The sequence below is a fragment of the Plantimonas leprariae genome, from assembly GCF_008802405.1.
In the GTDB taxonomy this organism is placed as follows: Bacteria; Pseudomonadota; Alphaproteobacteria; order Rhizobiales; family Rhizobiaceae; genus Plantimonas; species Plantimonas leprariae.
In genome coordinates, this window is record NZ_VZDO01000011.1 from 22,961 (window position 1) to 46,219 (window position 23,259).

Below are 23,259 nucleotides of genomic sequence, written 5' to 3' on the forward strand. Positions count from 1 at the left end.
CTACTCGGCCGCCTGCGCGAAGCGCCCGCGGCGCTTCGCCATCCTGATCGCGAGCCGGAGCGCCTCGCGGGTCGCGCCGACGTCGGCGATGCCCTTGCCAGCGATGTCGTAGGCGGTACCGTGCGCCGGCGTCGTCAAGGGGAAGGGGAGGCCGCCCATCATGGTGACGCCCTTGTCGAAGCCCATCATCTTCATCGCGATCTGGCCTTGGTCGTGATACATGGTCAGAACCGCGTGCCAGCCTTCCTTCAAGGCGCGCAGGAACACGGTGTCGGACGGGAACGGTCCCTCGACGGCGTAGCCCTTCGCCTTCGCCTTGGCGACCGCCGGCTCGATGATCTCGATCTCCTCGCGCCCGAACGAGCCGCCGTCGCCCGCGTGCGGGTTGAGGCCGGCGACGAGAATGCGCGGCGATTCGATGCCGGCTTCGGCGAGGCAGCGCAGCGTCAGGTCGATCTCGGCGAGGATCGCGTCCTCGGTCAGGTGCGAGGCCACGTCCTTCAAAGGCACGTGCGAGGTGACGCGGGCGTTCCAGATGTTCGGCAGAACGTTGAATTCGCGCACCTTGCCGCGAAAACCCGTGACATCCGCGACGAAGCGGATCTCGTCGTCGTAGCCCTCGTAGGCGTAGCGCATCGCCTTCTTGTTGAACGGCGTGAAACAGACCGCGTCCGCTTCGCCGCGATGCGCCATCAGAAGCGCCTCGCGGAAGTTGCGGGTGGCGAAAGCGCCGCCCTCGGCGGTCGCCTCGCCGCGCCGGACCTCGGCGGGCGCGAGGTTCTTGAGGTCGACGAGGACGTTTCGCCCGGAGGAACGGGCCGCTTCCGGTGTATCGACGCGGTCGAGGTCGAGCGATACGCCCGCGACCGCAGCACCTTCGTCGAGAATGCGCGCGTCGCCGAAGACGACGATCCGCGCTTCGCGCTTCGCTTCGGGCAGGTCGAGGAACTTTGCGGTCAGCTCAGGGCTGACGCCGGCCGGATCGCCCATGGCGAGCGCGATCACCGGCGCTGCTTCGGAAGAAGTCGTGATGTTCGACACGGTCGATGCCTCCCAAGCGATCCGACGAAGCGAGCACTTAGAGCATCCGACATCCGCCCGCAAGCATTTTGTCTTCTGTATGCAAAATAATGTATTGGCAGGTGTCGGCGTTTGGCTTAGGTTGCGGACTGCTAGTGAGGTGAGCGGATCGGCAACCGGATGAACGAACTCTCGCCGATGTCGGCTGCAGCGCTCGGTGGCGAGCGGATCTCGCGCCGCTCGCTGCACGACATGATCGTCGACCGCCTGCGGGACATGATCATCGAAGGCGAACTGCCGGCCGGCTCCCGCTTGCACGAGGTGCAACTCGGCGAGCGGCTCGGCATCTCCCGCACGCCGCTGCGCGAGGCGATCAAGTACCTGGCGAGCGAAGGGCTGGTGGAACTGGTGCCGAGCCGCGGCGCCAGCGTGAAACGCTTCAGCCCTAAGGACGTCGCCGACATGCTGGCGGTGATCGCCCGGCTCGAGGAACTCGCCGGAGAATTGGCCTGCCGCAACGCCGCGGACGAAGGGATCGCCCGCGTCCGCCGGATGCACGACGAGATGATCCGCTGCTATGGGGACGGCAACCGGCTCGACTACTACAAGCTCAACCAGGCGATCCACACGGCGATCGTTGAACTCGCCGACAACGAGACGCTCGCCGCGATGCAGGCGCGGCTGCAGATGCGACTGAAGCGCATCCGCTTCATCGGTCACGAGGGACCGGAGAACTGGGCAGCCGCCGTGGCCGAGCATGAACAGATGATCGTCGCGCTCGAGGCGCGGGATGGTGCGAAGCTGGCATCTGTGCTCGGCCGCCACCTCACCAATGCCTGGGTCCGGGTCGAGCGCTTCGTCTGACGAGGGCGGCGTCGAGACTTCGGCTCGCCTGCGATGCCGTTGGACCCGGATCGCCGACGTTCATCGGGGATATGTGGAATGAACACTCACTCCCGCTTCCGCCGGGCGACGCGTCCCGTCGAGGCCGCGCTCGTCGGCGCCGGCGCGTTCGGCCGCTCGCTGCTTGGGCAGGGTCGTCGCATGACGTTGCTCAACGTCCGCGTCGCGGTGGACGTCACGCCGGAACGCGCGGCCGATGCCTTTCGCGCCGCCGGTTGGGAAGACGCGGCGGTCGCTCGCTGCGACACGCCGAACCAGGTCGAGGCCGCTTGGCATGCTGGCCAGGCCGTCGCGGCCGGAAGTCTCGCCGACGTTCTGACGCTGCCGGTCGATGTGGTGGTGGAAGCCAGCGGCCATCCGGAAGCCGGTGCGTCCCATGCGCTCGCCGCCATCGAGGCCGGCAAGCACGTCGCGCTCGTCACCAAGGAGGCCGACTCCGTCGTCGGTCCCTGGCTCGCGGCCGAAGCCGCCAGCCGAGGTCTCGTCGTCACGCCGGTCGATGGCGACCAGCCGGCCCTGCTGATCGGGCTGGTGACTTGGGCGGAAACGCTTGGACTGCCGGTGATCGCCGCAGGCAAGTCCAGCGAATACGACTTCGTCTTCGATCGGGCGAGCGAGACGATGCTGAGCGAGGAGCGCAGTGCTCCGGTGCCGGGCTTCGACCGTTGCTGGGATGCCGCCGGCCGGCCGATCGCGGAGGTTGCGGCGGAACGCGCCCGTCTCGCGAGCGCGCTGCCGCAGCTCGCCGTGCCGGATCTCTGCGAGATGGGCATCGTCGCGAACGCGACGGGCCTGCTGCCGGACGTGCCCTCGTTTCACGCGCCGATCGCACGGATCGAGGAGGTGGCCAGCCTCTTCGTGGAGCAGGTTCGCGGCGGCCTCCTGTCCGGCCGCCGTCGGCTCGACGTGTTCAACTGCCTGCGCGAGCCGAACGGCCTTTCCTTCGCCGGCGGCGTCTTCGTGGTCGTCGCCTGCGAGGACCGCGAGACGTGGGCCATTCTCGCCGGCAAGGGTCACACCGTATCGGCCGACGGCAGCGCCGCCATGCTCTGGCTGCCGCGCCACCTTCTCGGCCTCGAGGCGCCGATCAGCATTCTGGATGCCGCGGTCAACGGCGTCTCCGTCGCCGGCAGCCCGAAACCGGTCGTGGATCTCGTCGGCCGCACGTCGAAGCGCCTTGCCGCCGGCACGAAGCTCGAGGCCGTCGGCCACCATCATACGATCGACGGCGTCGGCCCGGCGCTGCTGCCGGCCGCGCCGCTTGGGCCGCACCGGCCGATCCCCTACTACCTCATGGCCGGCCGCACGATCCTGCGCGACGTCGAGGCCGGCGAAACGATCATGGCCGGCGATGTCGCGATCGACGAGGCGGCGCCGCTCCTCGCCATGCGGCGGCGGCAGGACGCGCACTTCTTCGGCGCGAACGCCGGAACGCTGGATCGGTAGGAACGAGGGGCGGCGCTCAAGCGCTGTTGTCACAGCCCGAACGGCCTGCTGCCGACCGACGTCGCCCGATGGCGAACCACGCCGGCAGTGCCCGCTACGCCGGGTGCAACCTCTGGGAGTCCAACTGCGATGATCGAGAAAATCGAGAACGTCAGCGTCATCGGCGCCGGCTATATGGGTGGTGGCATCGCTCAGTCGCTGGCGGCAGCCGGCATGAAGGTGATGCTGGCCGACGTCTCCCCGGAGGCGACGCGGAGCGCGCTGACCCGTCTGCTCAGCGAGGCGCGGGACTTCGAGGCGCAAGGCCTGTTCAAGGCCGGGTCGGCCGCCGTCATCGAGGCGAATCTTTCCGCCGCAGACTCGATCGAGGCTGCGGTCCGCGACGCGGACTTCATCGAGGAGGCCGTGCCGGAAGTGCCGGCGATCAAGCACGAGGTGCTCGGCCGGATCTGCGCCGCGGCGCGGCCCGACGCGATCATCGGCACCAACACCTCGACCCTGCCGGTCCACACGCTGGCGCCGGCCGTCACCCATCCGGAGCGTTTCCTGACGGTGCACTTCTCCAACCCGGCGCCGTTCATCCCGGGCGTCGAGCTGGTCTGCGGCGTCGCGACCGACCGGGCGCTGATACCGGTGGTGAAGGACATGCTGCGGCGCGCCGACCGCAATAGCGCCGAGGTCGCGGACACGCCGGGCTTCGTCCTGAACCGTCTGCAATATGCGCTGCTGAAAGAGGCCAACTCGATCGTCGAGGAGGGAGTCGCCACCCCCGCCGACGTCGACGTGATCGTCCGCTCGACCTTCGGCTTCCGCCTGCCGTTCTTCGGCCCGTTCGCCATCGCCGACATGGCGGGGCTCGACGTCTACGCCAACTGTTTCAAGACGTTCGAGGACGCTTTCGGCGAGCGCATGGCGACACCCGAACTTCTGAAGGGCTTGGTGGCGGAGGGCAAGTTCGGCGTGAAGAGCGGCGAGGGTTTCACCGGCAAACACGACCCGGAGAAGCTGGCGAAACTCGTCGCCTACCGGAACAACGCCTATGCGCGCATGGCGCAGCTCCTGCAGGAACTCGGCCCATCCCCGCTTGCTGAGAGCTGAGAGCCCGGCACCTCGAAAACAGTCGTTTGTCCCGCTTCAGGCGACAGTTCCGTCCGCGAGCTGGCGGCGGAGCATGTCGAGGCGCTGCGCGGCAAGATCGACCTCCTGTTCGCGCTCGCCGGCGAGCACGCGACGACCCGGCTGGACGACCTGCTTTCCGCCATCAAGGCGACCGGGTCGCCCGCGCTGCGCCTGTCTATCGGCGGGGACCCCAGATCGAGGCGTAGGTGTCCGTCCGCTTGCTCCGGAATGTGCCGTCCAGGAATGCCAAGACGACCGCGCCCTCGGCGACCGCTGCGACCGCGAAGAGCCAGGCCGGTGTGCCGACCAGATCGACTCCGAGAACGATCGTCAGCAGCCCCGCCCCGAGCGCCGCCCAGCCGGCGGGCCGGTGCCATGCTTCGAACCGGCGGCGCCGCGCCGTCATGTCGTAGTGGTCGCCTCGCCAGGTCGCGGGATCGCGGGGATCGGCCTTTCTGCCGGTCGGTCCGCCCTTCGTGCCGCGCAGCCAGGCCGAGCCCACCTGCGACCAACCGAGCAGCAGCACTGCTAGGCCGACCCGGCCGTGGACCGTGTCGAAGCGACCGCCGGTCTGGGAGACGACGGCGACGAAGCCGAGCGTCGCAACGACGCTGCCGGCATACTGCAGCCGCCGGTGCCAGACCCACCAGTAGAGGTTCTCGATCTCGCGCGGGAAATCCTGCCGGGACGTGACCTTGGCGAAGCGCGCGATGAGGCCCCCGGCCGGCAGCAGGATGCCCCAGGCGCTCAGCATGCAGGCGGCATGCAGGGCGAGAACCGCCCCGACCGTGCCCGACAGGCCAAACCAGACGGCAAGGGCAGCCGCGACCGCGGCGGCGGGCACGAGCCAGATCGACCTCGAGCCCACCGGCCGTTCGAGCGGGGCCGGTGCATTCGGCGCGCGGCCGCCGACGGTTGCCAGATCGCTGAACTGGGCGTCGGTCGTTCGAGCCATCGCACCCTCTCGCGACGAGGAAGGCTTCTCCGATCGGCGTCCGGTCGTCAAGCGCCAGCCTGCCGATACCGGGCGGAGGCTGACATCGGGCAGCACGAAAACCGGCAGCCCTCCTGCCTGTCGGGGTCGAAAGCAGGACGGCAGATTTCCCACGTCTTCCGCCCGGAAGCGGACCGTCCGGCTTCGGCCCGGAGGGGAGTCAGCCGAACAGCCGGCCGGGATGGATATCGTCGGCTGCTGGAGCGTGAACGCCGGGTGCTGCGGCAGGCGGGTTGATCCTCCAGGCAGGGGTTCAGCGCAGGCGGGGTGGCAGGTCCGGGACGGTGAAGGCACCGGGAATGCCGCCGTTCAGCGGAAACGACCCGGCCGTCACGAACCCGGCATCGTCGCTCGCGAGATAGGCGGCCGTTGCGGCCAGTTCCTCCAAGGTCCCGAACCGTCCCATCGGCATGTGCGTGAAGCGGCGCGCGGCCTGGTCCGGACCTATGCGTTCGAACGTCGCCCTGATCTCCCGCGTCTCGATCGGGCCGATGGCGAGGGCGTTCACCCGGATGTTGCCGCGGGCGAGGTGCACGCCGAGGTCGCGCGAGAGCTGCTCCACGCCGGCCTTGGCGGCGTTGAACGCCATCTGGCCCGTGGCGGCGCCCATGCCCGCCAGGAACGAGGCGGTGTTGATGACCGAGCTTGCGGATGCTCCCTTGCCCATGTGCGGGATCGCGTGCTTGCAGCTAAGCCATGTCGCCGTGAGGATCGAGGCGATCACCCGGTTCCAGGTTTCCAGCGTGGTGTCGAGCGCCGAGTGATCGTCCGGATCGAGCGGCCCGGCATTGTTATAGAGAACGTCCAGGCGGCCGAACCTTTCGGCCACGCTCGCATAGGCAGCGGCGACGGCATCCTCGTCGGTCAGGTCGGCGATCAACGGCAGTTCACCGATCGCATGCGGGCGGCGGTCGATGCCGACGACGATGCCGCCTTCATCGGCAAAGCGCCGGGCGACCACCTCGCCCATGTCGCCCAGCACACCCGCGACGACGCAGACGCGCCCCTCAAGACGGCGTTCTCGCACGACACCACTCCTGTATCCGCTTTCAGCGCCGTTGCCGGCACAAGCGCCGGCCGGTGTCGGCTCCATGGTTTCGCCGAGCGATCTCATGCCGTGCCGAACCAGCGCGAGATGGCATCGGCAAGTTCGGTCTCGTCAAGTGCCGTTTCGTCATGGATCCAGGCGACGATGCCGTCGGGACGCACCAGCACGGCGCCGAGGCCCAGCCGATCGCGGGCATCCGTCGCGACATAGGGGAGCCGGTCGCCCCAGCGCTCCGCGATGGTTCGCAGCGCCGGGCATGCGTCGAAGTCGAGCAGCACGCCCCGGCCGTTCCGGAGCCGCTCGTTCAGCCGCGTCCCGTCGACCAGCGCGAAGTCCGGCGCGCTGCGACCCACCAGCGGGTGATCGTCGCCGAGCTCGTAGCGGAGCGAGATGCCCCAGACGCGCTCGGCGAAGTAGGTCGCGCCATCGCGCGTTGCGATGAGATCGCGGATGACGCTTTCGAGCGCCCGCGTGCTCCGGCTTGGCCGCATCAGCGCGACCTGCGCGCGCGACCAGTCGAGGACCTGCGCCGCGATGGGCTGGCGCTCGCTCGCATAGGTGTCGATGAGGCCGTCCGGCGCATGCCCATGGATCGTGGCCGCGAGCTTCCAGCCGAGGTTCATCGCATCGCCGAGTCCGAGGTTGAGCCCCTGTCCGCCGAGCGGCGAATGGATGTGCGCGGCGTCGCCCGCCAGCAGCACGCGACCTCGGGCGTATTCGGTCGCCTGGAAGGCGCGATCGGTCCAGGTCGTGGCGAGGTCGAGCGCCGTCACCGCGACATCGGTCCCGGAAACCTTGCGCAGGACCGTTTCGACATGGTCGCGCGTGATCGGCGCGGCGCGATGGAAGGCGCCGCGGTCGAAGTCGACCATCCCGATCGTAGCGGGCGGCGTGAAGAGGTACATGCCCGTCGCCGTGTAGTGCCGACCGGGCTTCAGCGCGTCCGGATCGGCCAGTTCGACCTGGACGGAGTAGCCGGTGAATTCGGGATCGGTGCCGGCGAAGCCGATGCCGGCCGCCTTGCGCACCGCGCTGCGCGCGCCGTCGCAGCCGACGAGCCAGCGCCCCCGGAACATCTCTCCGCCGGCGCGAACCGCGACTTGTTCGCCGGACTGCTCGAAGCCGTCCACCCCACAGCCGCGCCGGATTTCGACGCCGAGGGCGTCGGCGCGAGCTGTCAGGACGGCTTCGATGCTCGCCATGTCGGTGGCGAGGTTGCCGACTTCGCCGGGCAGGCGATACGGCCAGCGGCTGCGGTCGATCTGATCGTGGAAGAACTGGATGCCGGCGAAGTGGCCGCCCGGCCGGCGCTGCTGCTTCGTCCAATGCGCCGTTCCAGGCGTGTCGCGGCCTGCGGCATGAGCTTTGACGGCGTCGAGCAGGCCGCGGCGGTCGAAGCTCTCGATCGTCGGCACCGTCAGGCCGCGCACGCCGAACGGCGGCTGCTTCAGCGGCGAATGCGGGTCGTGCGCCGCTTCGAGCACCAGCACCGAGCAGCCGGCCCGCCGCAGCTCGCCGGCAAGAAACAGGCCGACCGGGCCAGCGCCGGCGATGACGACGTCATGGAGGTGGATGGGGGTGCGATGCATGGTCGAGGCTCTCCAAGTCGATGTTCGACCGGAGCGTTTCCCGAACCCGAGACCCGCACGGACGAACGGTTGGATGCGCGAGACGCATCCGTCGTTCGTCGTGGGGATCTCCGGCGCGAGGCCAAAGACCAGAGCTTCCGTTACCGGAAGGACTTGGGCTTACCAAACCAAGTCTGCCTTTTCCGACATGTGAGCTATAGCGCCGCAGCGATGACCTCGCAACGGCTACCCACGCGCCGCCCGGGCCGACAGCGGTGCGTAGGCGCGCGCTACGAACCCAACGGGGTAGTCAAAGGTCGCCATTGAACGTTCATGGTGATGCAGACGCCTGCAAAGGCGGCAAGGTGGCTTGGACGATAGCCGGGAGCCCGGTTTCGCCGAACCCCGTCGCTTGATCAAGCGGCGACGAGTTCGTCCGCCGGACCGAAGAACTCATAGTGAATGCAGTTCGAGGGCACGCCGGCCAGCGTCAGCTCTCGCACGTAGAAGTGGAGGAATGGCCTCGGACCGCACAGAAAGACGTCCGCTTCCGCGAGGGGTGTGTGCCGGGTGAGCCAGTCGACGGAAACGAAGCCCTCGCCTTCGTGGCTCGTGCCGAGCACGTCCGTCTCGGCCGGCTCGCTGTAGAAGGTCGCGACCCGTAGGTTGCCGGCGCGGCCCGCAAGCGCGCGCATGTGCGACGCCATCGCATGGGTCTCGCCGTTCAGCGTGCCGTGGACGAAATAGGCTGGGATTTCGTCGAGGTCGTGGGCGATCCTTTCAGCCATGCTGACCATCGGCGTCAGCCCGACGCCGCCGGAAAGCAGGATCACGGGACGGGTCGGTGCGTCCGGAAGATGGAAGTCGCCAGACGGCGGCGTGGTTTCGAGGACGTCGCCGATCTGTACCTGATCGTGCAGGAAGCGGGAGCCGCCCTGTCCGCTCTCCTCACGCTTGACCGAGATGCGGTAGTGCCCGCCGTTCGGCCCGCAGGAGATCGAATAGTTGCGCTTCAGCTCGGGCCTGCCCGAGGGCTTCAGCCGGAAGGTCAGGTATTGCCCGGCCTTGTGGCGCAGCACCGGCCGGCCGTCCTCCGGCCGCAACACGAAGGAGGTGATGTGGCTGCTCTCGCGGATCCTCTCGGCGACGACGAAGCGGCGCCAGCCCGTCCAGCCGCCCTGCGCGGTCATGATCTCGTCCCGCAGAACGAGTTCGCGCGCCTTCAACACGTCGGCCAGGAACCAGAAGGCCTCGCCCCAAGCGGCGAGCAGTTCGTCGGTCGCCGCATCGCCGAGGATCTCCTTGATAGCGCCGAGCAAGGCCGTGGCGACATAGGGGTAGTGTTCGGGAAGGATGTGGTAGCCGACATGCTTGTAGGCGATCCGCTCGACTACCGGCGCGAGCGCGCCGAGATTGTCGATGTTGCTCGCATAGCCGAGGATCGCCGCCGCCAGCGCATGCACCTGCGCGCCGTTGCCGCCCTGGTTCGCGTGATTGAACAGGGCGCGGATGTGATCGTCCTGGAACAGGCGCGCATACATGGCGGTGGTGATCGCCGTGCCGTGCTCGGCGAGCGCCGGTATGGACGCCTTGACGAGCGCTATCGCGGCCGGACTGAGCGGCTGAGGCATATCTCTTCTCCTGAGCGGTTGATTACGCGGCCGGGGACGGCCGGAACTCGATGGCGAGTTGCAGGCTCTCCGCGATGCGCGCGGCCTTGCCCTGGATGATCGTGGCCGTGTCCGCCGGCAGCATCTCGCCGCTCGTCAGCGTCCAGAGTGCCAGCCACCGTTCGAAACGCTCCGGCGTCATGGCGCCGGCGTGAAGGAGGTGGAGCGCGACCGGATTGCCCTTGTAGCGCCCGCTCGTCAGCATGACCGACGACCAGAAGTCCGTCAGGCGGGCGAGATGGTCGTCCCAATCGGACACGGCGGCGCCGAACACCGGCGCCAGCAACGGGTCGGCGCGAACACGTTCGTAGAAGCGGTCCACCAAACGCAGCAACGCGATCTCGTCCAACTGAGGTCGATGATCCGCCTGCACCGCTTGGCCGCTTGCGACAGTCGTGTCGAAGTAAGCCGGCGGCCCTTGGGGCGAGACCGTTTCGAGCGGGAGCGTCATCGTCGTCCTTCCGTACGTCGGGTTGGCGTTATTTCGCGTCGCCGGCAGAGGACGGCGGTTCGATGCCGTTGCGGCGGAGCCAGTCGCGCATCGCGTCGATCTCGCCCTGCTGCTCGGCGATAAGGTGCTCGGCGAAGGCGCGGTTGGCCGGATCGCGGCCGTAGCGGAGTTGCACCCGCGCCATGTCGATCGCGCCCTGATGGTGCGGGATCATGCCGAGCACGAAGGCGATGTCGGGATCGGGGTGTCGCATGCCCGCCATCATCGGACCGTGCATGGCGGCCATCGTGGTTTCGAAGGCCGCGGCCGCCTCGCCGGTCGTCGGCTGCTCCGACAGTGCGGCGGCGGGCATGGCCATGCCCTGATGCAGTTCGCCGGCGGCCAGGCTTTCCGCCGCCTTCGGCCCGTGCGGATGCTCGGGCGAGTAGGTATGGGTCGCCATCTCCATCGGCCGTGCGCCGGCCTGCCCGTCGATGCCGTAGAAGGCGATGTGCAGCCCCCAATAGCCGGTGGTGAAGAGAACCAATGCCGTCGCCAGCCCCGCCGGCACGCCGGCAAGCGAGCGCTTGATGGCAGGAAGGAAATGCAGCTGGCGCGTATGGTCGGCGGCGATCGCGACGATGATCGCCATGATCAGCGCGTGGCCGACGAGGTCGGTGCGTCCGAAAGGATAAACGGCCGCGTTGAAGATGACGAACAGCGCCACCGCCGAAAGGCGCCGCACCAGCGGCGTCCAGAGGAGGCCGAAGCCCATGGTGAACTCGGCGACGCCCGCCATCGGGATGAAGACGTCGCGCGGCATGCCGAAGGTGAGGAAGGGCTTCTCCACGACGAGCGGATAGAACCAGTCGGGATAGGCGAACTTCTCGAGGCTCGACCACATCAGCGCGATCGACACACCGACGCGCAGCACTTCGAAGCGATACTTGCGCCGTTCGAAATCCTCCGAGGCGGCGAGCACGAGATAGCCGGCGACGCCGAGGCCGAGCGCCAGATAGTCGAGAAGGTGGAAGAAGTCGTAGTCCCGAAGCGCCAGGAGCCACAGGAAGACGATGCCGGCCGCCGACACCGGCATCGTGCGGCGGGAGAAGATGCCGAGCGCGATCACGAACTGCACCCACGAGACCCATTCCGCCGGGGTTTTCAGGTCGGGTGTCAGATAGACGCCGCCGACCGCGAAGATCGCAACGAAGAAGCCGCCGACCACCACTCGGACGAAATCGTCGAGCCGCCGCCATAAGGGATCGGTGAGACGATCCATCGCTGCAAGGACGCCCTCGCCGATGATCGACTTCTCCACGAGGCGCGTCGCGACGAAGAAGGCGAGGACGAGCAGGATGGCGGTCCAGAACCAGGCGTCGGCCAGCGTGCGCGAGATCGGCGCCGGCGGCGCGCCGACGATGTAGGGCGCGAACCACTTGACGTGAGCTTCCGCCGGGATCGGCAGGAGAGCCCCCAGAGCGGCGGCGATCAGCATCAGGCCGAAGTGCTGAGCCGGCCCGCGGAACACGGCTGGCCTGCGACGCATGGAAGTGGAGCGACGACGGGTTCCCGTGACCGAGCCGTCCGTGCCAGCGATCCTTGCCGCGGGCCGCGCCACGCCGTCGGCGACGACGACATGATTGAGGTTCGGATCGGGTGCGTCCGGCATCGGGACGGCAACGGGATCGGCGGAGGCGGCAAACATCGTGGGGCACCAGAAAACATGCATTCCATATGCATGTTTTGACGCTGATAGCATGTTGCGGAAAACATGCAAGAAGAATATATCTTTTGGCGTGCTGAAGGATCGTGACCGCTCGTGCGCCTGACCCTCTATTCCGACTATTCGATCCGCGTGCTGGTGTTCCTCACCGCTCGGCCGGAGCGCCTGTCGTCGATCGCCGAGATTTCCAAAGCCTACGGCATCTCGCAGAACCACCTGACGAAGGTCGTGCATCAGCTCGGCAGGGCCGGGCTGGTGACGACGGTGCGCGGCCGGTCCGGCGGCATCCGGCTCGGGCGGCCGGCCGGCGAAATCACGGTTGGGGAAGTGGTCCGGCTGACGGAGGACGGCTTCGACCTCGTCGACTGCTCGACTTGCGTCATCGCCAAAGCCTGCGGCATCCGCAGCGTGCTGGCGGAAGCGACGCGCGCTTTTCTCGCCGTCCTCGACCGCTACACGTTCGGCGACCTGCCGACGGGCGAACTCGATATTCTCGACGTTCTCGCCGCCTTCCCGGACATGCGCTCGCCCGTCGCGGGCGACGGCTGCAAGCCGCTGCCGAACTGACACGCCGTTTCGGAGTGTTCGGCCCTCCGCGCCTTCATCTCGATCGCATGGATCGCGGCTGTGGACGGCAGCTTCGCGGTCATCCGCGCTGACGCATCCGCCGTGTCATGAGGCGAGAGCGAAAAGTTTCCGAGCATCCATCGGTTCGAAACCGCCCAGTTCCCGCTCTCATCTCCGAAGGCGCACAAAATCCGAAAGGCGCCCATTGCGTATCATAGGAGTCCTATGTAAATAGGCTGCATGGAAACGCCGAAGAGCCCCACCTCCGTCAGCCATCGCGTCCGCGAAGCGCTTTCTCGGGTGGCGATGGCGATGCGGAGCGACGATTGGAACCGGGCGAGGGCCACCGGCCTCAACCCGACGCAACTCGCGATCCTCGAACTTCTCGAAGGGCGTCGATCCGGTATCGGCGTGAAGGAGATCGCGGCGCAGCTCGGGGTCTCGCAGCCGACCGTGACCGACTCCGTCAACGCGCTCGAGCGCAAGGGCCTGCTTGCCAAGCGCGACGCCGGTGGCGACCGGCGCGCCGTCAACGTCGCCATCGTGGCGGACGGGCTGGCGGCGCTGGAAGCGGGTACTGCTTCGGGAAACATCGCCGAACGGGCCGTGGACGCCCTCGACGCCGGCGAGCAGCAGGATCTCCTCCTCATCCTGATCAGAATGATCCGGCAGCTTCAGGAGATCGGGGCGATCCCGATCCAGCGGATGTGCGCGACCTGCCGGTACTTCGCGCCCTTTGCCCATTCCGATGCGGCCCGGCCGCATCACTGCAATCTCGTCGACGCAGCTTTCGGCCAGCGGGATCTCCGCATCGACTGCCGCGAACACGAGACCGCCGATCCCACATCCCGGGCAGCCACCTGGGACGCTTTCGACAAGGGATCGGCTCCACCCCTCCAGACATCGACATAATAGGAGACATCCCATGTTCGGAAAACTCGCAGCCGGCGCGCTTTTCGCCGGAACGGCATCGCTTTGCTTTGCGGCGACGGCCTCGGCCGATGCCGTGAAGGCCAAGCCGGACAAGGCCGTCCACGCCTCGTTCGACATCGTCGAGACGACGATCACGACCAAGGGCGACACCGCCGTCTTCTCGACCCGCGTCCGGGGCGACGCCGGCAAGGAGAAGCCCAAGGCGACCGGCAAGTTCGAAGGCTCCGGCGTCTACGCCTATGTCTGGCCGACCTCGCTCGACAGCGGTGAGATCGGCTTCGACAAGGGCCAAGGCATCGTCGCGCTGGCCGTCACCTTCCATCCCGACTTCGACGACGCGGCCAAGGGCGCAAAGAACCGCGACCGCTGGCACCCGCACTGGGTGGTGCTGGCCAAGGACGAGGTCTGCGGCGCCGGCTTGAAGGTTGTCGACATCCCGAAGGGCACGAAACCCAAAGTGCCCGAGACCTGGCCGGGCGTGCCGCTCCTGATCGACAGCCCGACCTACCCGACGGCGCTGAAGGGCGACGCCGTCGACGTCACCATTCCCCTGTCGCTGATCGGCGGCCTGAAGAACGCGTCCTTCGACGGCGTGACGGCGGGCCTGAAAGTCAACGGCAATCTCCATGCGCCGCTGCTCTGCGTCGCGGATGTCTTCAAGGTCGCTTCCGGAAACTTGAGCCTGCCCGGCAAGGTCGCACCCGCGAAGTGACCACATGAAGCGCGGGTCCGCCGACAGCCATCGGCGAACCCGCATGTCCCAACCCCTCCAGACAAAAAGAGAGACAGAACATGACCAGGATTAATCTCGTCGACCCCACCCACGCAACCGGCCGGACGGCCGAGCAGCTTGGCGAAATCAAGTCGGCCTTCGGCGTCGTGCCGAATATGTTCAAGGCGGTGGCGAACTCGCCGGCGGCGCTCAGTTCCATGTGGGGCGCGTTCGGCGCGCTGGGTGGCGGCCGCCTGCCGCCCAAGCTCGGCGAGCAGATCGCGGTCGCGATCGCCGACCGCAACGACTGCCATTACTGCCTTGCCGCGCATACCGCGCTCGGCCGGAAGGCCGGTGCGACTGCGCAAGAGATGGCGGAAGCGCAGGCCGGCCGTTCCGCCGATCCGCGCACCGCGGCCGCTCTCGCCTTCGCAACTGCCGTCGTCGACAAGCGCGCCGGCATCGAGGCTGCGGACGTCGAGGCGCTCCGGCAGGCAGGCTTCGACGACGGCGAGATCGTGGAGATCGTCGCGCACGTCGCCCTCAACCTCTTCACCAATTACGTCAACGTGGCGCTCGACGTGCCACTCGACTTCCAGAAGGTGAAGCTGACCCGCGCCGCCGCGTAAGCGGACAAGAGACGGTGGATCGCGTCCGGCGCGGTCCGCCTCCCAAATCCGAGGAGACAGGCCATGCCGAACGCATCCGCGACGCTCTCGCCCGAACTGGCGGCGAGCCAATGGTTCAACACGCCAGCACCCCTGACGCTTCGTGCGCTCCGGGGTAGGCCGGTCCTGCTGCACACCTTTCAGCTCCTCTGCCCCGGCTGCGTCGCCGAGGCGATCCCGCAGGTCCAGCGCATCGAGCGGGTCTTCGCCGGGACCGACCTCCAGATCATCGGCCTGCACACGGTGTTCGAGCACCACGCGGCAATGACGCCGGCGACGCTCGAAGCGTTTCTCCATGAGTACCGCATCACGCACCCCGTCGCCGTGGATCAGCCGTCGGAGCACTCGCCCGTGCCGGTCACCATGCAGCGATACGGCTTTCGCGGAACGCCTTCTGCGGTGCTGATCGGCCGAAACGGCGCGATCCTCCATCAGGCCTTCGGCGTCGAGGATCCGATCGCGGTCGGCGCACGGATCGCGATGGCGCTGTCCGCCGCGATCCCGGCCGCCGTCGAAGACGATCCCGCCGGTGATGCGAACGGCTGCGCGGGCGACCGCTGCGAAGTGCCGGCACCGTCCTCAGCGGCTGCGTGATCCCGATGACGAAAAGCGCCCTCGTGCTGCGGCACGTTCACTTCGAGGACCTTAGTTCCTTCGTGTGCCCATTGCAGGACGCGGGCTACGGCATCCGCACCAGTGACGTCGCGGACCCAGACTTCTGCGCCGGCGACCCGCTTGCTCCCGATCTCCTGATCGTCCTCGGCGGACCGGTCGGCGTCTATGAGGACGAAGCCTATCCCTTCATCGCCGCCGAGCGGGCGTTCATCCACGCTCGGCTCCGGGCTGACCGGCCGACGCTCGGAGTCTGCCTCGGCGCACAACTCATCGCCTCGGCGCTCGGCGCGGCGGTGTTCCCGACGGGCACGAAAGAGATCGGATTCTCTCCGCTTCGACTGACGGCAACCGGTGCGCGGGGGCCGCTTCGTCACCTCGCGGGCGTGCCGGTCCTGCATTGGCATGGCGACACCTACGATCTGCCGGACGGCGCCGAGAACCTGGCATCCACGACACTCGTCGAGAACCAGGCCTTCGCGATCGGGCGCAACGTCCTTGGCCTGCAATTCCATGCTGAGGCCAGCACGGATCGCGCCTTTGAGAACTGGCTCGTCGGACATGCCGCCGAGCTGGGCAGGGCGAAGATCGATCCGGCGGCGCTTCGGCGGGAGGGCCTGCTGCATGGTCGACCCCTTCGCTCGGCATCGCGGGCAATGCTGGCGGAGTGGCTGAGCGGGCTCGGGTCGGAACGATGAGCGGCGTCGCGCTCCGGGAGCTGATGACGGGCCCTGTCCGGCCGCTCGGGGCGAAGGGCGTGCCGAGCGGCATCGCGAAGACGGCGGTGTCAGCCCCGACCGAGTTGACAGCCATGGGTTTCGTCGGCGACGCGCAGGGCGATACCGTGCGGCACGGTGGCACGGAAAAGGCCGTGCATCACTATCCGTTCGAGCACTATGCGTCCTGGGCGCGCGATCTCGGTCCCCGCGACCTTCTCGACCGGCCCGGCGCCTTCGGTGAGAACCTTTCGACGTTCGGCTTGAGCGAAGAGGACGTCGCGGTCGGCGACGTCTTCGAGATCGGCACCGCGCTTCTGGAGGTCGCCCAAGGTCGGCAACCCTGCTGGAAGCTGAACGAGCGCTTCGGGTTCAAGGCGATGGCGAGGCTGGTCCAGTCCTCGGGTCGGACGGGTTGGTATTACCGGGTGCTGCGGCCGGGCATCGTCGGTCCCGGCGATGCGTTGCGACTCCTGCATCGTGCCGACCCTCAGTGGACGATCGCCCGCATCCGTCGGCTCTTCTACGTCGACACGCTGAACCGCAACGAACTCGAGCACCTTTCCAGATTGGACAAGCTCGCGAAGAATTGGCGCGACCACGCCCTTCGCAGGCTTCGGACGAGCACCGTCGAGGACTGGACGGCTCGTCTCGACGGCGTCGATGCAACGAAAGAACGCCACGGCAATGATCATGTCTGAGGCAGGACAACAGACTGCCATCTCGCGGCGGAACCGGAACTTCGTGCGATATCATGAATTGCCGCCTGAAGCGCCCTGGTCTTCTTTGATATCAAGTGGGTAGAAATTATAGGCTGGATTAATAGCTGTCTGGTTCCACCAAGCAACCTGAGTTGCGACTGCTACGTTTCAACAACGGTCCGACTTATATTTGAATTTCAGCCGATATTTCCGTCCGATATGCTCCGAAGCGGTCCGGCTGGTCTCAGGCTGCGGATGCTCGGAAGGAGACGTTCGTTATCAACCGGTCGGAACGATCGCTTCGCGTTTCAGCGTTCAGTCATCACCCGGCGGATCGTTCGGGAAGAGGCCGGCGCACATCGTTTTTGCGACTGCCATCAGGCTCGACGGTATCCAGTCATGCACATGATGGACGCTGCCGAAGGCGGCGAAGACCTATTCCGCCTCAACGCCGCCCCCGCTGAGCTTCAGATGTCGCCAAGCCCAAGGTCGCGGTCCCAGTGGGGCTCGGGACCGAACGTTGCAGCCAGATGGTCGACCAACGCCCGGACCTTGGCCAGCGGACGGCGACCTCCGGGATAGACCGCGAACACGCCATCCAGTTCAAAGGGCGGCTGATCCAACGGCAGAGGAACGAGCTTCCCGGCCCTGATGTCATCCCCGATGATGAATGTGGGCTGGTAGATGATGCCTCGACCGGCCCGGGCCGCCTGCAACAAGACATCACCGTTGTTGGCGTAGAACGTTCCCGCGACCGGAGCGGCGATCGAACCATCCGCGGCGAACAGCCAGCGGTTCGGCCCGATCCAGCTGGAGAAGGTGTATCCCAGGCAGTTGTGCTCGGACAGCGCTTCGATGGTGCGCGGAACGCCATGCGCGGCGAGGTAGGCGGGGGCGGCGGCGACCATCAGGCGGCAGGGCGCCAGCCGACGCGCGATCAGCGTCTCGTCGCGTATGCGCCCGATCCGCACGGCCGCGTCCCACCCCTTGTCGACGAGATCCACGACGCGGTCGTTCAGCCCCAGGTCGATCGACAGGTCCGGATGATGGGTGGCCAGCTCGGCCAGCACGGGCGCCAGCACGCGCACGCTGAACGAGACCGGGGCGTTCAGGCGCAGCGTCCCGCTGACTTCGACGCGCTCCGCTGCGGCAGCCGCATCGGCCGCCTCCAGCTCGGCCAGGATCGGCTCCACCGTCTCCAGATAGCGTCGGCCCGCCTCCGTCAGCGTCGTCCGATGCGTCGTCCGGTGCAGCAGCTTGACGCCGAGCCGGGTCTCCAAGGCCACCACATGCTTCGTCACCATCGATTGCGACATGCCGAGCGCACGCGAGGCGGCCGAGAGCCCGCCGGAGGCGGCGACGCGGGCGAACACGTGCAGGCTGTCGATCCGATCGGGCATTGGCTCACGCTAACGGTGTGAGCTGTGATGCTCAACTCCCGGATTCCCGATGACGTCGCGCGAGCATATCAATGGGTATCGGTGCAGCATTGCCCGGCGCCTCGTAGCGAGGATGTGCCGATCCGTACAGTACGCGCGTACGACCTCGCGGCCCGTAAGCACGGCCGCCCGCAGATCCCCGAAACCAGCTTTTCGGAGAGGAAATGGAGATGACCATGGCAGAACGCCCAGCAGACATCGTGAGCTCAATCGAGGATCGCGTGCTTCCCAACCGCGTCTCGGCCGCGGACGCTCGTGCGGCCGGTCGTTTCGCGCACGACAAGCCGACGCCGCAGAACAGCATCGTGCTCTTGATCGACCACCAGATCGGCCTGATGGCGGGCATGCGCGACACGACCTCGCTCGCAGAGCTCAAGAACAACGTCGTCGGGTTGGCGCAGTTCGCGAAGGCGCTCGGGATCCCGGTGCTTCTCAGCACGTCGAACGCGCAATGGCAGAACGGCGATACGTTGCCCGAAATCAAGGCGCTGTTCCCCGACCAGCCGATCTACCGGCGAACCGGGATCATCAACGCCTACGAGGATCCGTCCTTCCGCAGGGCGTTCGAGGACCTCGTCGAGCGAACCGGGCGGCGCCACGTCATCATCGCGGCCTGCACGATCGGGACCTGCTGCGCCTATCCGACCCTCTCGATGCTGAACGACGGCTACCGGGTGTTTCCGGTCGTCGACGCGTGCGGCGGCTGGAGCCGCTACGAGATCGAGGCGGCGATGGCGCGCATGGCGGGCGCGGGCGCCGAACTGGTGACGACGTTCGCGCTCGGCTGCGAGCTCCAGGCCGACTGGAAGCTGCCCTCCGCGAACGCGATGCTCGCACCCTTCAAGGAGAACCTCCCGGAATACGGCCTCACCATCGAGAGCTTCTGGAACAACGTCGGCGGGCACGTCGTCGCCGATCCGTTCGGAATGGTGAAGTAGGGGGGCGCAACCGCAGCGGGGAGGCGGTCCTTCCGCTCCTGACGAACGGGCGTCGGAGCGCTCGCGCCTCCTCGCCGGTCCGGGCCGGACTCAAGGCCTCGTGCGATCGCGGTCCACTCGCGGTCGTCCGCGTCGTTCCGGGCGGCTCGAGGACGCTCCGTCGACGCCGTGCGCTTTCCTGTTGTCTTGGAGGTTCCGATGCAAAAGTGCGTCCCCGCGCGTGCGTCCGGACTGACGATCGGGGCGATCCACGCCCTGTTCGACGTTCGCACCCCGGCACCGCCGGCGGCCTGAGCTTCAACGTGGAGCTGCGCTGGGACGGGATGCGCCGGCTGGCCGACGAGATGGACATGCTGAAGCGGCAGGTCGCCGCGACCCCGCCGCCGCGATGGGTGCGCGTCGTCGGCGGCTTCACCGAGCACCAGTCCTCCGACCTCACCGTCGTCGGCGGCGAAGTCGTCTGGAGTGCCGGCGACTTCGCAGACCTCGACGAGACCGACGTGCCGCCCGCCATGCCGGACTGGTCGCCGGTGCGCACGTTCGGAGGCTATGCCGCCTGGGGCGACGACGCAGCGGCGGCGCGCAACAACCCGCTGAGGCGCGCCGCGATCGGTTCCTGCGGCTGCGCGAACGCCTGCACCGTTCACGGCCACGATCATGCGACGGCCTGGTCGTCCAAGCTCCCGATCCAGGATCTCAGGAGCTTCTGGGGCGTCCTCGGCTGCGCCTGCTGGGCGGTGTAAGGTTGACGGCAACACCCAGGGGCAGATCGAGAGGACGTGCGCAACTGGATCGCCTTCGATACGATGCGGACGCTGAACGTCTCCGGCATGGTTCGCCGGCTTTCGAACCACCGCCGCGGCAACTGGTAGAAAGGCGCAACCCATGTCGCTCGCAGCCGAGGCTACGGGCCCGAAAGGTTTCGATCTGCGGTTCCGGCAGGTCCGGCTCCTGTCCGGGCTCGTGCTGTTCGCCTTCGTCGCGAGCCATCTCCTGAACCTCGCGCTCGGTCTCGTCTCTTTCGAGGCGCTCGACCGCTGGCGGCCGATCCTGATCGCACCCTTCGCCAACCCGGTCGGCGAGGTGCTGTTGGTGCTGAGCGTTCTCGTTCACGTCGCGGCAGGCCTCGCGACCACCGCTCGCCGCCGCTCCTTCGCGCTGACCCGGCTCGACCTCCTGCAACTCGCGCTCGGCCTCGCGACGCCGCCGCTCGTCATGGCGCACGTCCTGACCATGCGAATGACGGGCGCGATCGTCGCGGGGTTCGAGGCGAGCTACGCGACGATCCTCGCGATCTACTGGAGCGCCGCACCGCTGCTCGCCATCCAGCAGCTTCTCGCGGTCGCCGCCGTATGGCTCCATGCCGTGATCGGCTTCTACGCCGTCCTGGTGCTCCGGCCCGTCTGGCCGCGGATCCGCAACCTCGTCCTGCCCTTGCTGTTCGGCCTGCCGGTCATGGCGCTGCTCGGCTTCGCCCGCGGCGGCACGGAGGTAGTGGCGCAGCTGGCCGCCGATCCCGCCGCTCGAGCCCGTCTTCAGGCAGCGACGAGCGCGGTCGCCACGGCGGCTCCAACGATCTTCGCCTGGCAGGACCGGCTGCTCTTCGCTTACGCCGTCGCGGTCCTCCTCGCCCTCGCGGCGTGGTTCGGCCGAGCCACCCTCCGCCGCCGGTCCGAAGTTCGCGTGCGCTACGACGGCGGGATCGAGGCGACGGGCCGGGCAGGCCTCAGCGTTCTCGAGATCAGCCGGCTCGCCGGCGTCGACCACGCGCATGTCTGCGAGGGGCGCGGGCGCTGCGGGACGTGCCGGATCGCCGTCCACGCCGGCGGGGACCGCCTCTCCGCTCCGGGAGCGGCCGAGACGCGAACGCTGCGGTCACTCGGTGCGATCCCGAACGTGCGCCTCGCCTGCCAGGCACGGGTGCTGTCGGGCGCGGTCGTCGTGGAGCGTCTCGTGCCAGCCTATGCCGACGCGAGCGCGGCGCGCCACCCGGAGGATTGGATCGAGGACCGGCCGGAGGTGACGGGCGTCCCGGCGGGAGCGGCGGCATGAAGAGCCTTGCCGACATGCCGACGGCGACGATGAGCGCGCTCGACGCCGTCTCCAGTCGCGCTGCCACGCTCGCGAATGCCGTGGCTGGCGCCGCGCCGCAGTTCCGCACGGTCGAAACCGACCTCGTCCATACCCTCGCCAGCGGCAGCGGGGTACGTGCCGTCACCTATCTTCTCGTCATTCTGAGCGTCGGCGTCGCGCTGGAAGCCTACCACCGGGTCTACGCGGCGACCGGCCTGCGCATCCTTGCTGCGACGACCCCGTCCTCGCCGCGCCAAGCCCTCCTGTTCGCGCTTCGCAAGGCGCTGCTGAAAGGGTTCGGGGTCGCGCTCTTCGCGCTTGGCGCCATCGGCACAAGCGCCGCTTTCGCGTGGCCGCCGGGCGTCCACGCGGTCGTGGTGAGCGCGACGCTTGGCGTCGTCGCGGTGCGCTTGGCCGCGCTCGCCGCCGACGCCCTGTTCGCGCCGAACCGCGCGAGTCTCCGTCTCGTGCCGCTCGCGGACGGCGCGGCGCGGCTCGCGGTATTCGCGGGCGTCCTTCTGGCAGTCTTCCTTACGTCGGCTTGGCTCGTGCCGCCGCTTCTGGCGGGACCGGAAGCGGCGCCGCTGGCCGCCGAAGCCGTGCGGCTCGTCGCGGGTAGCCTCGCGGCCGTGCTTTCGATCATCGTTGCGACGGCGCTTCCGGCCCCGACCGATCATCGCCGCCGGGCACCGCAGCATCGAGGCCGGCTGCCGCAGTTTCCCCGCGCCGTGCTGGCCGTTGCCCTGATCGTCGCGACCTACGCGCTGTGGCTGTTCGGCGGCGGTGGCGCCGCGCTCGTCCTCGCCGCGCTCGGCGGGCTCGTGTTCCTGCAAGGCGCTATGCGCCGGATCGTCTTCCACTTCTGGCGCGACGTAATGCCGACCGACGTCTCGGACTCCGCCGACGAGCCGCCGCCGCTCGCCCCGCTGCTCGTGCTGCCGGCCGCGCGCCTCGTTGCGATCCTGATCGCCCTCGTTCTATGCGCGCTCGCTACCGACATGTCGCTCGCCGGCATGGCGAAGGCCGAGGATCCGCTCGCGCGGTTCGCGGTGCGCCTCCTCGGCGTCGCCGCGCTGGTTCTCGTCGCCGACGTCGCCTGGATCGCGGTGCGCTCGGCGATTGATCACCAGCTCGCTCGGATCGGAGCTGCAACCGAAGCCGGCACGCTGCTTGGGTCGCAGTCGCGCCTGCTGACCCTCCTGCCACTGCTGCGCACCACCGCGATGGTGCTGATTCTCGTGCTCCTCGCGCTGTCGTCGCTCTGGACGCTCGGGATCGAGATCACGCCGCTCCTCGCCGGCGCCGGCATCGTCGGCCTCGCCTTCGGCTTCGGGGCGCAGTCCTTGGTGAAGGACGTGATCTCCGGCCTGTTCTTCCTGGCCGAGGACGTGTTCCGCATCGGCGAGTACATCGAGAGCGGCTCCTCGACGAAGGGCACGGTGGAGCGGATCACGCTGCGCACCGTGGCGCTGCGCCACCACAATGGCCCGCTCCACTTCGTGCCCTACGGCAGCCTCAGCACGGTCCGGAACATGTCGCGCGACTGGGTGGTGGAAAAGTTCGACTTGCCTCTGCCGATCGAGACCGACTCCGAGAAGGTCCGCAAGCTGCTGAAGCGGGTCGGCGAGGAGATGCTGGAGGACGAGGAGGTCGGGCCGAAGATCATCGAGCCGCTGAAAGGCAAGCTGCAGCGCATCGAGCCGGGTCTCAAGGTGTTCCGCTGCAAGTTCCGCACCGCCCCCGGCAACCAGTTCGACGTGCGTGCCCTGGCGTTCCGGAAGATCGAAACCGCGCTCCGCGACGCCGACATCGCCTACGCCGATACAACCGCCAGGCGCCCCGTCGCGCTACCGGCCACGGCAGCCGCGAACGCGCCTTGAATGGCCTTCGAAGCGTTCGGCTTCGATCGCGCAGGCTGGCCGCTGGTTGACGTCGTGCCGATCGTCGGGAACACATCGTTCCTCTCGTTCCCGGCG

21 protein-coding genes and 1 pseudogene are annotated in these 23,259 nt (G+C 68.0%); 14 read left to right on the top strand and 8 right to left on the bottom strand.

Annotated features, from left to right (window positions below):
* Positions 1–990 carry a 4-hydroxythreonine-4-phosphate dehydrogenase PdxA gene (locus F6X38_RS13940; protein WP_150970803.1) on the bottom strand — a complete coding sequence of 330 codons (990 nt, stop codon included), beginning with the start codon at positions 988–990 and terminating at the stop codon, positions 1–3.
* A 210-nt stretch (positions 991–1,200) separates the two neighbouring features.
* Here F6X38_RS13940 and F6X38_RS13945 point away from each other — a divergent pair, with 210 nt between their 5' ends.
* The 3 genes from F6X38_RS13945 to F6X38_RS13955 all read left to right on the top strand — a co-directional run bounded on the left by F6X38_RS13945 (position 1,201) and on the right by F6X38_RS13955 (position 4,467).
* Positions 1,201–1,884 carry a GntR family transcriptional regulator gene (locus F6X38_RS13945; protein ID WP_150970560.1) on the top strand — a complete coding sequence of 228 codons (684 nt, stop codon included), beginning with the start codon at positions 1,201–1,203 and terminating at the stop codon, positions 1,882–1,884.
* Between the two features lie 78 nt (positions 1,885–1,962).
* A complete protein-coding gene (locus F6X38_RS13950) occupies positions 1,963–3,369 on the top strand; it encodes an NAD(P)H-dependent oxidoreductase (protein ID WP_150970562.1) in 1,407 nt (468 codons plus the stop codon).
* Between the two features lie 129 nt (positions 3,370–3,498).
* Positions 3,499–4,467 (top strand): 3-hydroxyacyl-CoA dehydrogenase family protein, encoded by a 969-nt coding sequence (locus tag F6X38_RS13955; protein ID WP_150970564.1) that lies wholly within the window; start codon positions 3,499–3,501, stop codon positions 4,465–4,467.
* Between the two features lie 196 nt (positions 4,468–4,663).
* Here F6X38_RS13955 and F6X38_RS13960 read toward each other — a convergent pair whose 3' ends face one another.
* From F6X38_RS13960 to copM, 6 genes are all read right to left on the bottom strand, one after another.
* On the bottom strand, positions 4,664–5,443 hold the full coding sequence (locus F6X38_RS13960; RefSeq protein WP_150970566.1) for a cytochrome b561 domain-containing protein: 780 nt from the start codon (positions 5,441–5,443) through the stop codon (positions 4,664–4,666).
* 292 nt (positions 5,444–5,735) lie between these two features.
* On the bottom strand, positions 5,736–6,509 hold the full coding sequence (locus tag F6X38_RS13965; RefSeq protein ID WP_202617980.1) for an SDR family oxidoreductase: 774 nt from the start codon (positions 6,507–6,509) through the stop codon (positions 5,736–5,738).
* Positions 6,510–6,592: 83 nt separating this feature from the next.
* A complete protein-coding gene (locus tag F6X38_RS13970) occupies positions 6,593–8,119 on the bottom strand; it encodes an FAD-dependent monooxygenase (protein WP_150970570.1) in 1,527 nt (508 codons plus the stop codon).
* A 395-nt stretch (positions 8,120–8,514) separates the two neighbouring features.
* Entirely contained in the window at positions 8,515–9,729 is a 1,215-nt protein-coding gene (hmpA, locus tag F6X38_RS13975; RefSeq protein WP_150970572.1) for an NO-inducible flavohemoprotein, read from the bottom strand.
* A gap of 22 nt (positions 9,730–9,751) precedes the next feature.
* A complete protein-coding gene (locus F6X38_RS13980) occupies positions 9,752–10,219 on the bottom strand; it encodes a group III truncated hemoglobin (RefSeq protein ID WP_246191348.1) in 468 nt (155 codons plus the stop codon).
* Positions 10,220–10,247: 28 nt separating this feature from the next.
* Complete coding sequence (gene copM, locus F6X38_RS13985) at positions 10,248–11,747, bottom strand: CopM family metallochaperone (RefSeq protein WP_246191349.1); 1,500 nt, start codon at positions 11,745–11,747, stop codon at positions 10,248–10,250.
* A gap of 273 nt (positions 11,748–12,020) precedes the next feature.
* Here copM and F6X38_RS13990 point away from each other — a divergent pair, with 273 nt between their 5' ends.
* The 7 genes from F6X38_RS13990 (at position 12,021) to F6X38_RS14020 (ending at position 16,833) form a co-directional block, all read left to right on the top strand.
* Positions 12,021–12,491, top strand: a complete 471-nt coding sequence (locus tag F6X38_RS13990; RefSeq protein ID WP_150970573.1) for an Rrf2 family transcriptional regulator — start codon at positions 12,021–12,023, stop codon at positions 12,489–12,491.
* 240 nt (positions 12,492–12,731) lie between these two features.
* Complete coding sequence (locus F6X38_RS13995) at positions 12,732–13,403, top strand: MarR family winged helix-turn-helix transcriptional regulator (protein ID WP_150970575.1); 672 nt, start codon at positions 12,732–12,734, stop codon at positions 13,401–13,403.
* 13 nt (positions 13,404–13,416) lie between these two features.
* Positions 13,417–14,136, top strand: coding sequence for a hypothetical protein (locus F6X38_RS14000; RefSeq protein WP_150970577.1), 720 nt, complete (start codon positions 13,417–13,419; stop codon positions 14,134–14,136).
* An 80-nt stretch (positions 14,137–14,216) separates the two neighbouring features.
* Positions 14,217–14,765: a carboxymuconolactone decarboxylase family protein gene (locus F6X38_RS14005; protein ID WP_150970578.1), complete on the top strand. Its 549-nt coding sequence runs from the start codon at positions 14,217–14,219 to the stop codon at positions 14,763–14,765.
* 63 nt (positions 14,766–14,828) lie between these two features.
* Entirely contained in the window at positions 14,829–15,398 is a 570-nt protein-coding gene (locus F6X38_RS14010) for a thioredoxin domain-containing protein (RefSeq protein ID WP_150970580.1), read from the top strand.
* Positions 15,399–15,403: 5 nt separating this feature from the next.
* Entirely contained in the window at positions 15,404–16,114 is a 711-nt protein-coding gene (locus F6X38_RS14015) for a glutamine amidotransferase (RefSeq protein ID WP_150970582.1), read from the top strand.
* Positions 16,111–16,833 carry an MOSC domain-containing protein gene (locus F6X38_RS14020; protein ID WP_150970583.1) on the top strand — a complete coding sequence of 241 codons (723 nt, stop codon included), beginning with the start codon at positions 16,111–16,113 and terminating at the stop codon, positions 16,831–16,833. Before F6X38_RS14015 ends, F6X38_RS14020 begins: the two co-directional genes overlap by 4 nt.
* Positions 16,834–17,300: 467 nt before the next feature.
* Here F6X38_RS14020 and F6X38_RS14025 read toward each other — a convergent pair whose 3' ends face one another.
* Complete coding sequence (locus F6X38_RS14025; RefSeq protein ID WP_150970585.1) at positions 17,301–18,233, bottom strand: LysR family transcriptional regulator; 933 nt, start codon at positions 18,231–18,233, stop codon at positions 17,301–17,303.
* A gap of 209 nt (positions 18,234–18,442) precedes the next feature.
* Here F6X38_RS14025 and F6X38_RS14030 point away from each other — a divergent pair, with 209 nt between their 5' ends.
* The 4 genes and pseudogenes from F6X38_RS14030 to F6X38_RS14045 all read left to right on the top strand — a co-directional run bounded on the left by F6X38_RS14030 (position 18,443) and on the right by F6X38_RS14045 (position 23,163).
* A complete protein-coding gene (locus tag F6X38_RS14030; RefSeq protein ID WP_150970587.1) occupies positions 18,443–19,210 on the top strand; it encodes an isochorismatase family protein in 768 nt (255 codons plus the stop codon).
* Positions 19,211–19,635: 425 nt separating this feature from the next.
* Positions 19,636–19,953 (top strand): annotated as a pseudogene (locus F6X38_RS14035) (amidohydrolase); the annotation flags it as partial.
* A 142-nt stretch (positions 19,954–20,095) separates the two neighbouring features.
* On the top strand, positions 20,096–21,262 hold the full coding sequence (locus F6X38_RS14040; RefSeq protein WP_150970589.1) for a 2Fe-2S iron-sulfur cluster-binding protein: 1,167 nt from the start codon (positions 20,096–20,098) through the stop codon (positions 21,260–21,262).
* Positions 21,259–23,163 (top strand): mechanosensitive ion channel family protein, encoded by a 1,905-nt coding sequence (locus F6X38_RS14045; RefSeq protein WP_150970591.1) that lies wholly within the window; start codon positions 21,259–21,261, stop codon positions 23,161–23,163. The genes F6X38_RS14040 and F6X38_RS14045 overlap by 4 nt, the downstream gene beginning before the upstream one ends.
* The last annotated feature ends 96 nt before the right edge of the window (positions 23,164–23,259 follow it).

What these genes read in the sequence shown, in the direction of transcription:
- F6X38_RS14010 (WP_150970580.1), top strand. Translation starts at nt 14,829, where the DNA reads ATGCCGAACGCATCCGCGACGCTCTCGCCCGAACTGGCGGCGAGCCAA.
- F6X38_RS14000 (WP_150970577.1), top strand. Translation starts at nt 13,417, where the DNA reads ATGTTCGGAAAACTCGCAGCCGGCGCGCTTTTCGCCGGAACGGCATCG.
- F6X38_RS13945 (WP_150970560.1), top strand. Translation starts at nt 1,201, where the DNA reads ATGAACGAACTCTCGCCGATGTCGGCTGCAGCGCTCGGTGGCGAGCGG.
- F6X38_RS13950 (WP_150970562.1), top strand. Translation starts at nt 1,963, where the DNA reads ATGAACACTCACTCCCGCTTCCGCCGGGCGACGCGTCCCGTCGAGGCC.
- F6X38_RS14025 (WP_150970585.1), bottom strand. Translation starts at nt 18,233, where the DNA reads ATGCCCGATCGGATCGACAGCCTGCACGTGTTCGCCCGCGTCGCCGCC.
- F6X38_RS13970 (WP_150970570.1), bottom strand. Translation starts at nt 8,119, where the DNA reads ATGCATCGCACCCCCATCCACCTCCATGACGTCGTCATCGCCGGCGCT.
- F6X38_RS13955 (WP_150970564.1), top strand. Translation starts at nt 3,499, where the DNA reads ATGATCGAGAAAATCGAGAACGTCAGCGTCATCGGCGCCGGCTATATG.
- F6X38_RS14030 (WP_150970587.1), top strand. Translation starts at nt 18,443, where the DNA reads ATGACCATGGCAGAACGCCCAGCAGACATCGTGAGCTCAATCGAGGAT.
- F6X38_RS14020 (WP_150970583.1), top strand. Translation starts at nt 16,111, where the DNA reads ATGAGCGGCGTCGCGCTCCGGGAGCTGATGACGGGCCCTGTCCGGCCG.
- F6X38_RS14015 (WP_150970582.1), top strand. Translation starts at nt 15,404, where the DNA reads ATGACGAAAAGCGCCCTCGTGCTGCGGCACGTTCACTTCGAGGACCTT.
- F6X38_RS14040 (WP_150970589.1), top strand. Translation starts at nt 20,096, where the DNA reads ATGTCGCTCGCAGCCGAGGCTACGGGCCCGAAAGGTTTCGATCTGCGG.
- F6X38_RS13940 (WP_150970803.1), bottom strand. Translation starts at nt 990, where the DNA reads ATGGGCGATCCGGCCGGCGTCAGCCCTGAGCTGACCGCAAAGTTCCTC.
- F6X38_RS14045 (WP_150970591.1), top strand. Translation starts at nt 21,259, where the DNA reads ATGAAGAGCCTTGCCGACATGCCGACGGCGACGATGAGCGCGCTCGAC.
- F6X38_RS14005 (WP_150970578.1), top strand. Translation starts at nt 14,217, where the DNA reads ATGACCAGGATTAATCTCGTCGACCCCACCCACGCAACCGGCCGGACG.
- F6X38_RS13980 (WP_246191348.1), bottom strand. Translation starts at nt 10,219, where the DNA reads ATGACGCTCCCGCTCGAAACGGTCTCGCCCCAAGGGCCGCCGGCTTAC.
- F6X38_RS13995 (WP_150970575.1), top strand. Translation starts at nt 12,732, where the DNA reads ATGGAAACGCCGAAGAGCCCCACCTCCGTCAGCCATCGCGTCCGCGAA.
- copM (WP_246191349.1), bottom strand. Translation starts at nt 11,747, where the DNA reads ATGCGTCGCAGGCCAGCCGTGTTCCGCGGGCCGGCTCAGCACTTCGGC.
- hmpA (WP_150970572.1), bottom strand. Translation starts at nt 9,729, where the DNA reads ATGCCTCAGCCGCTCAGTCCGGCCGCGATAGCGCTCGTCAAGGCGTCC.
- F6X38_RS13960 (WP_150970566.1), bottom strand. Translation starts at nt 5,443, where the DNA reads ATGGCTCGAACGACCGACGCCCAGTTCAGCGATCTGGCAACCGTCGGC.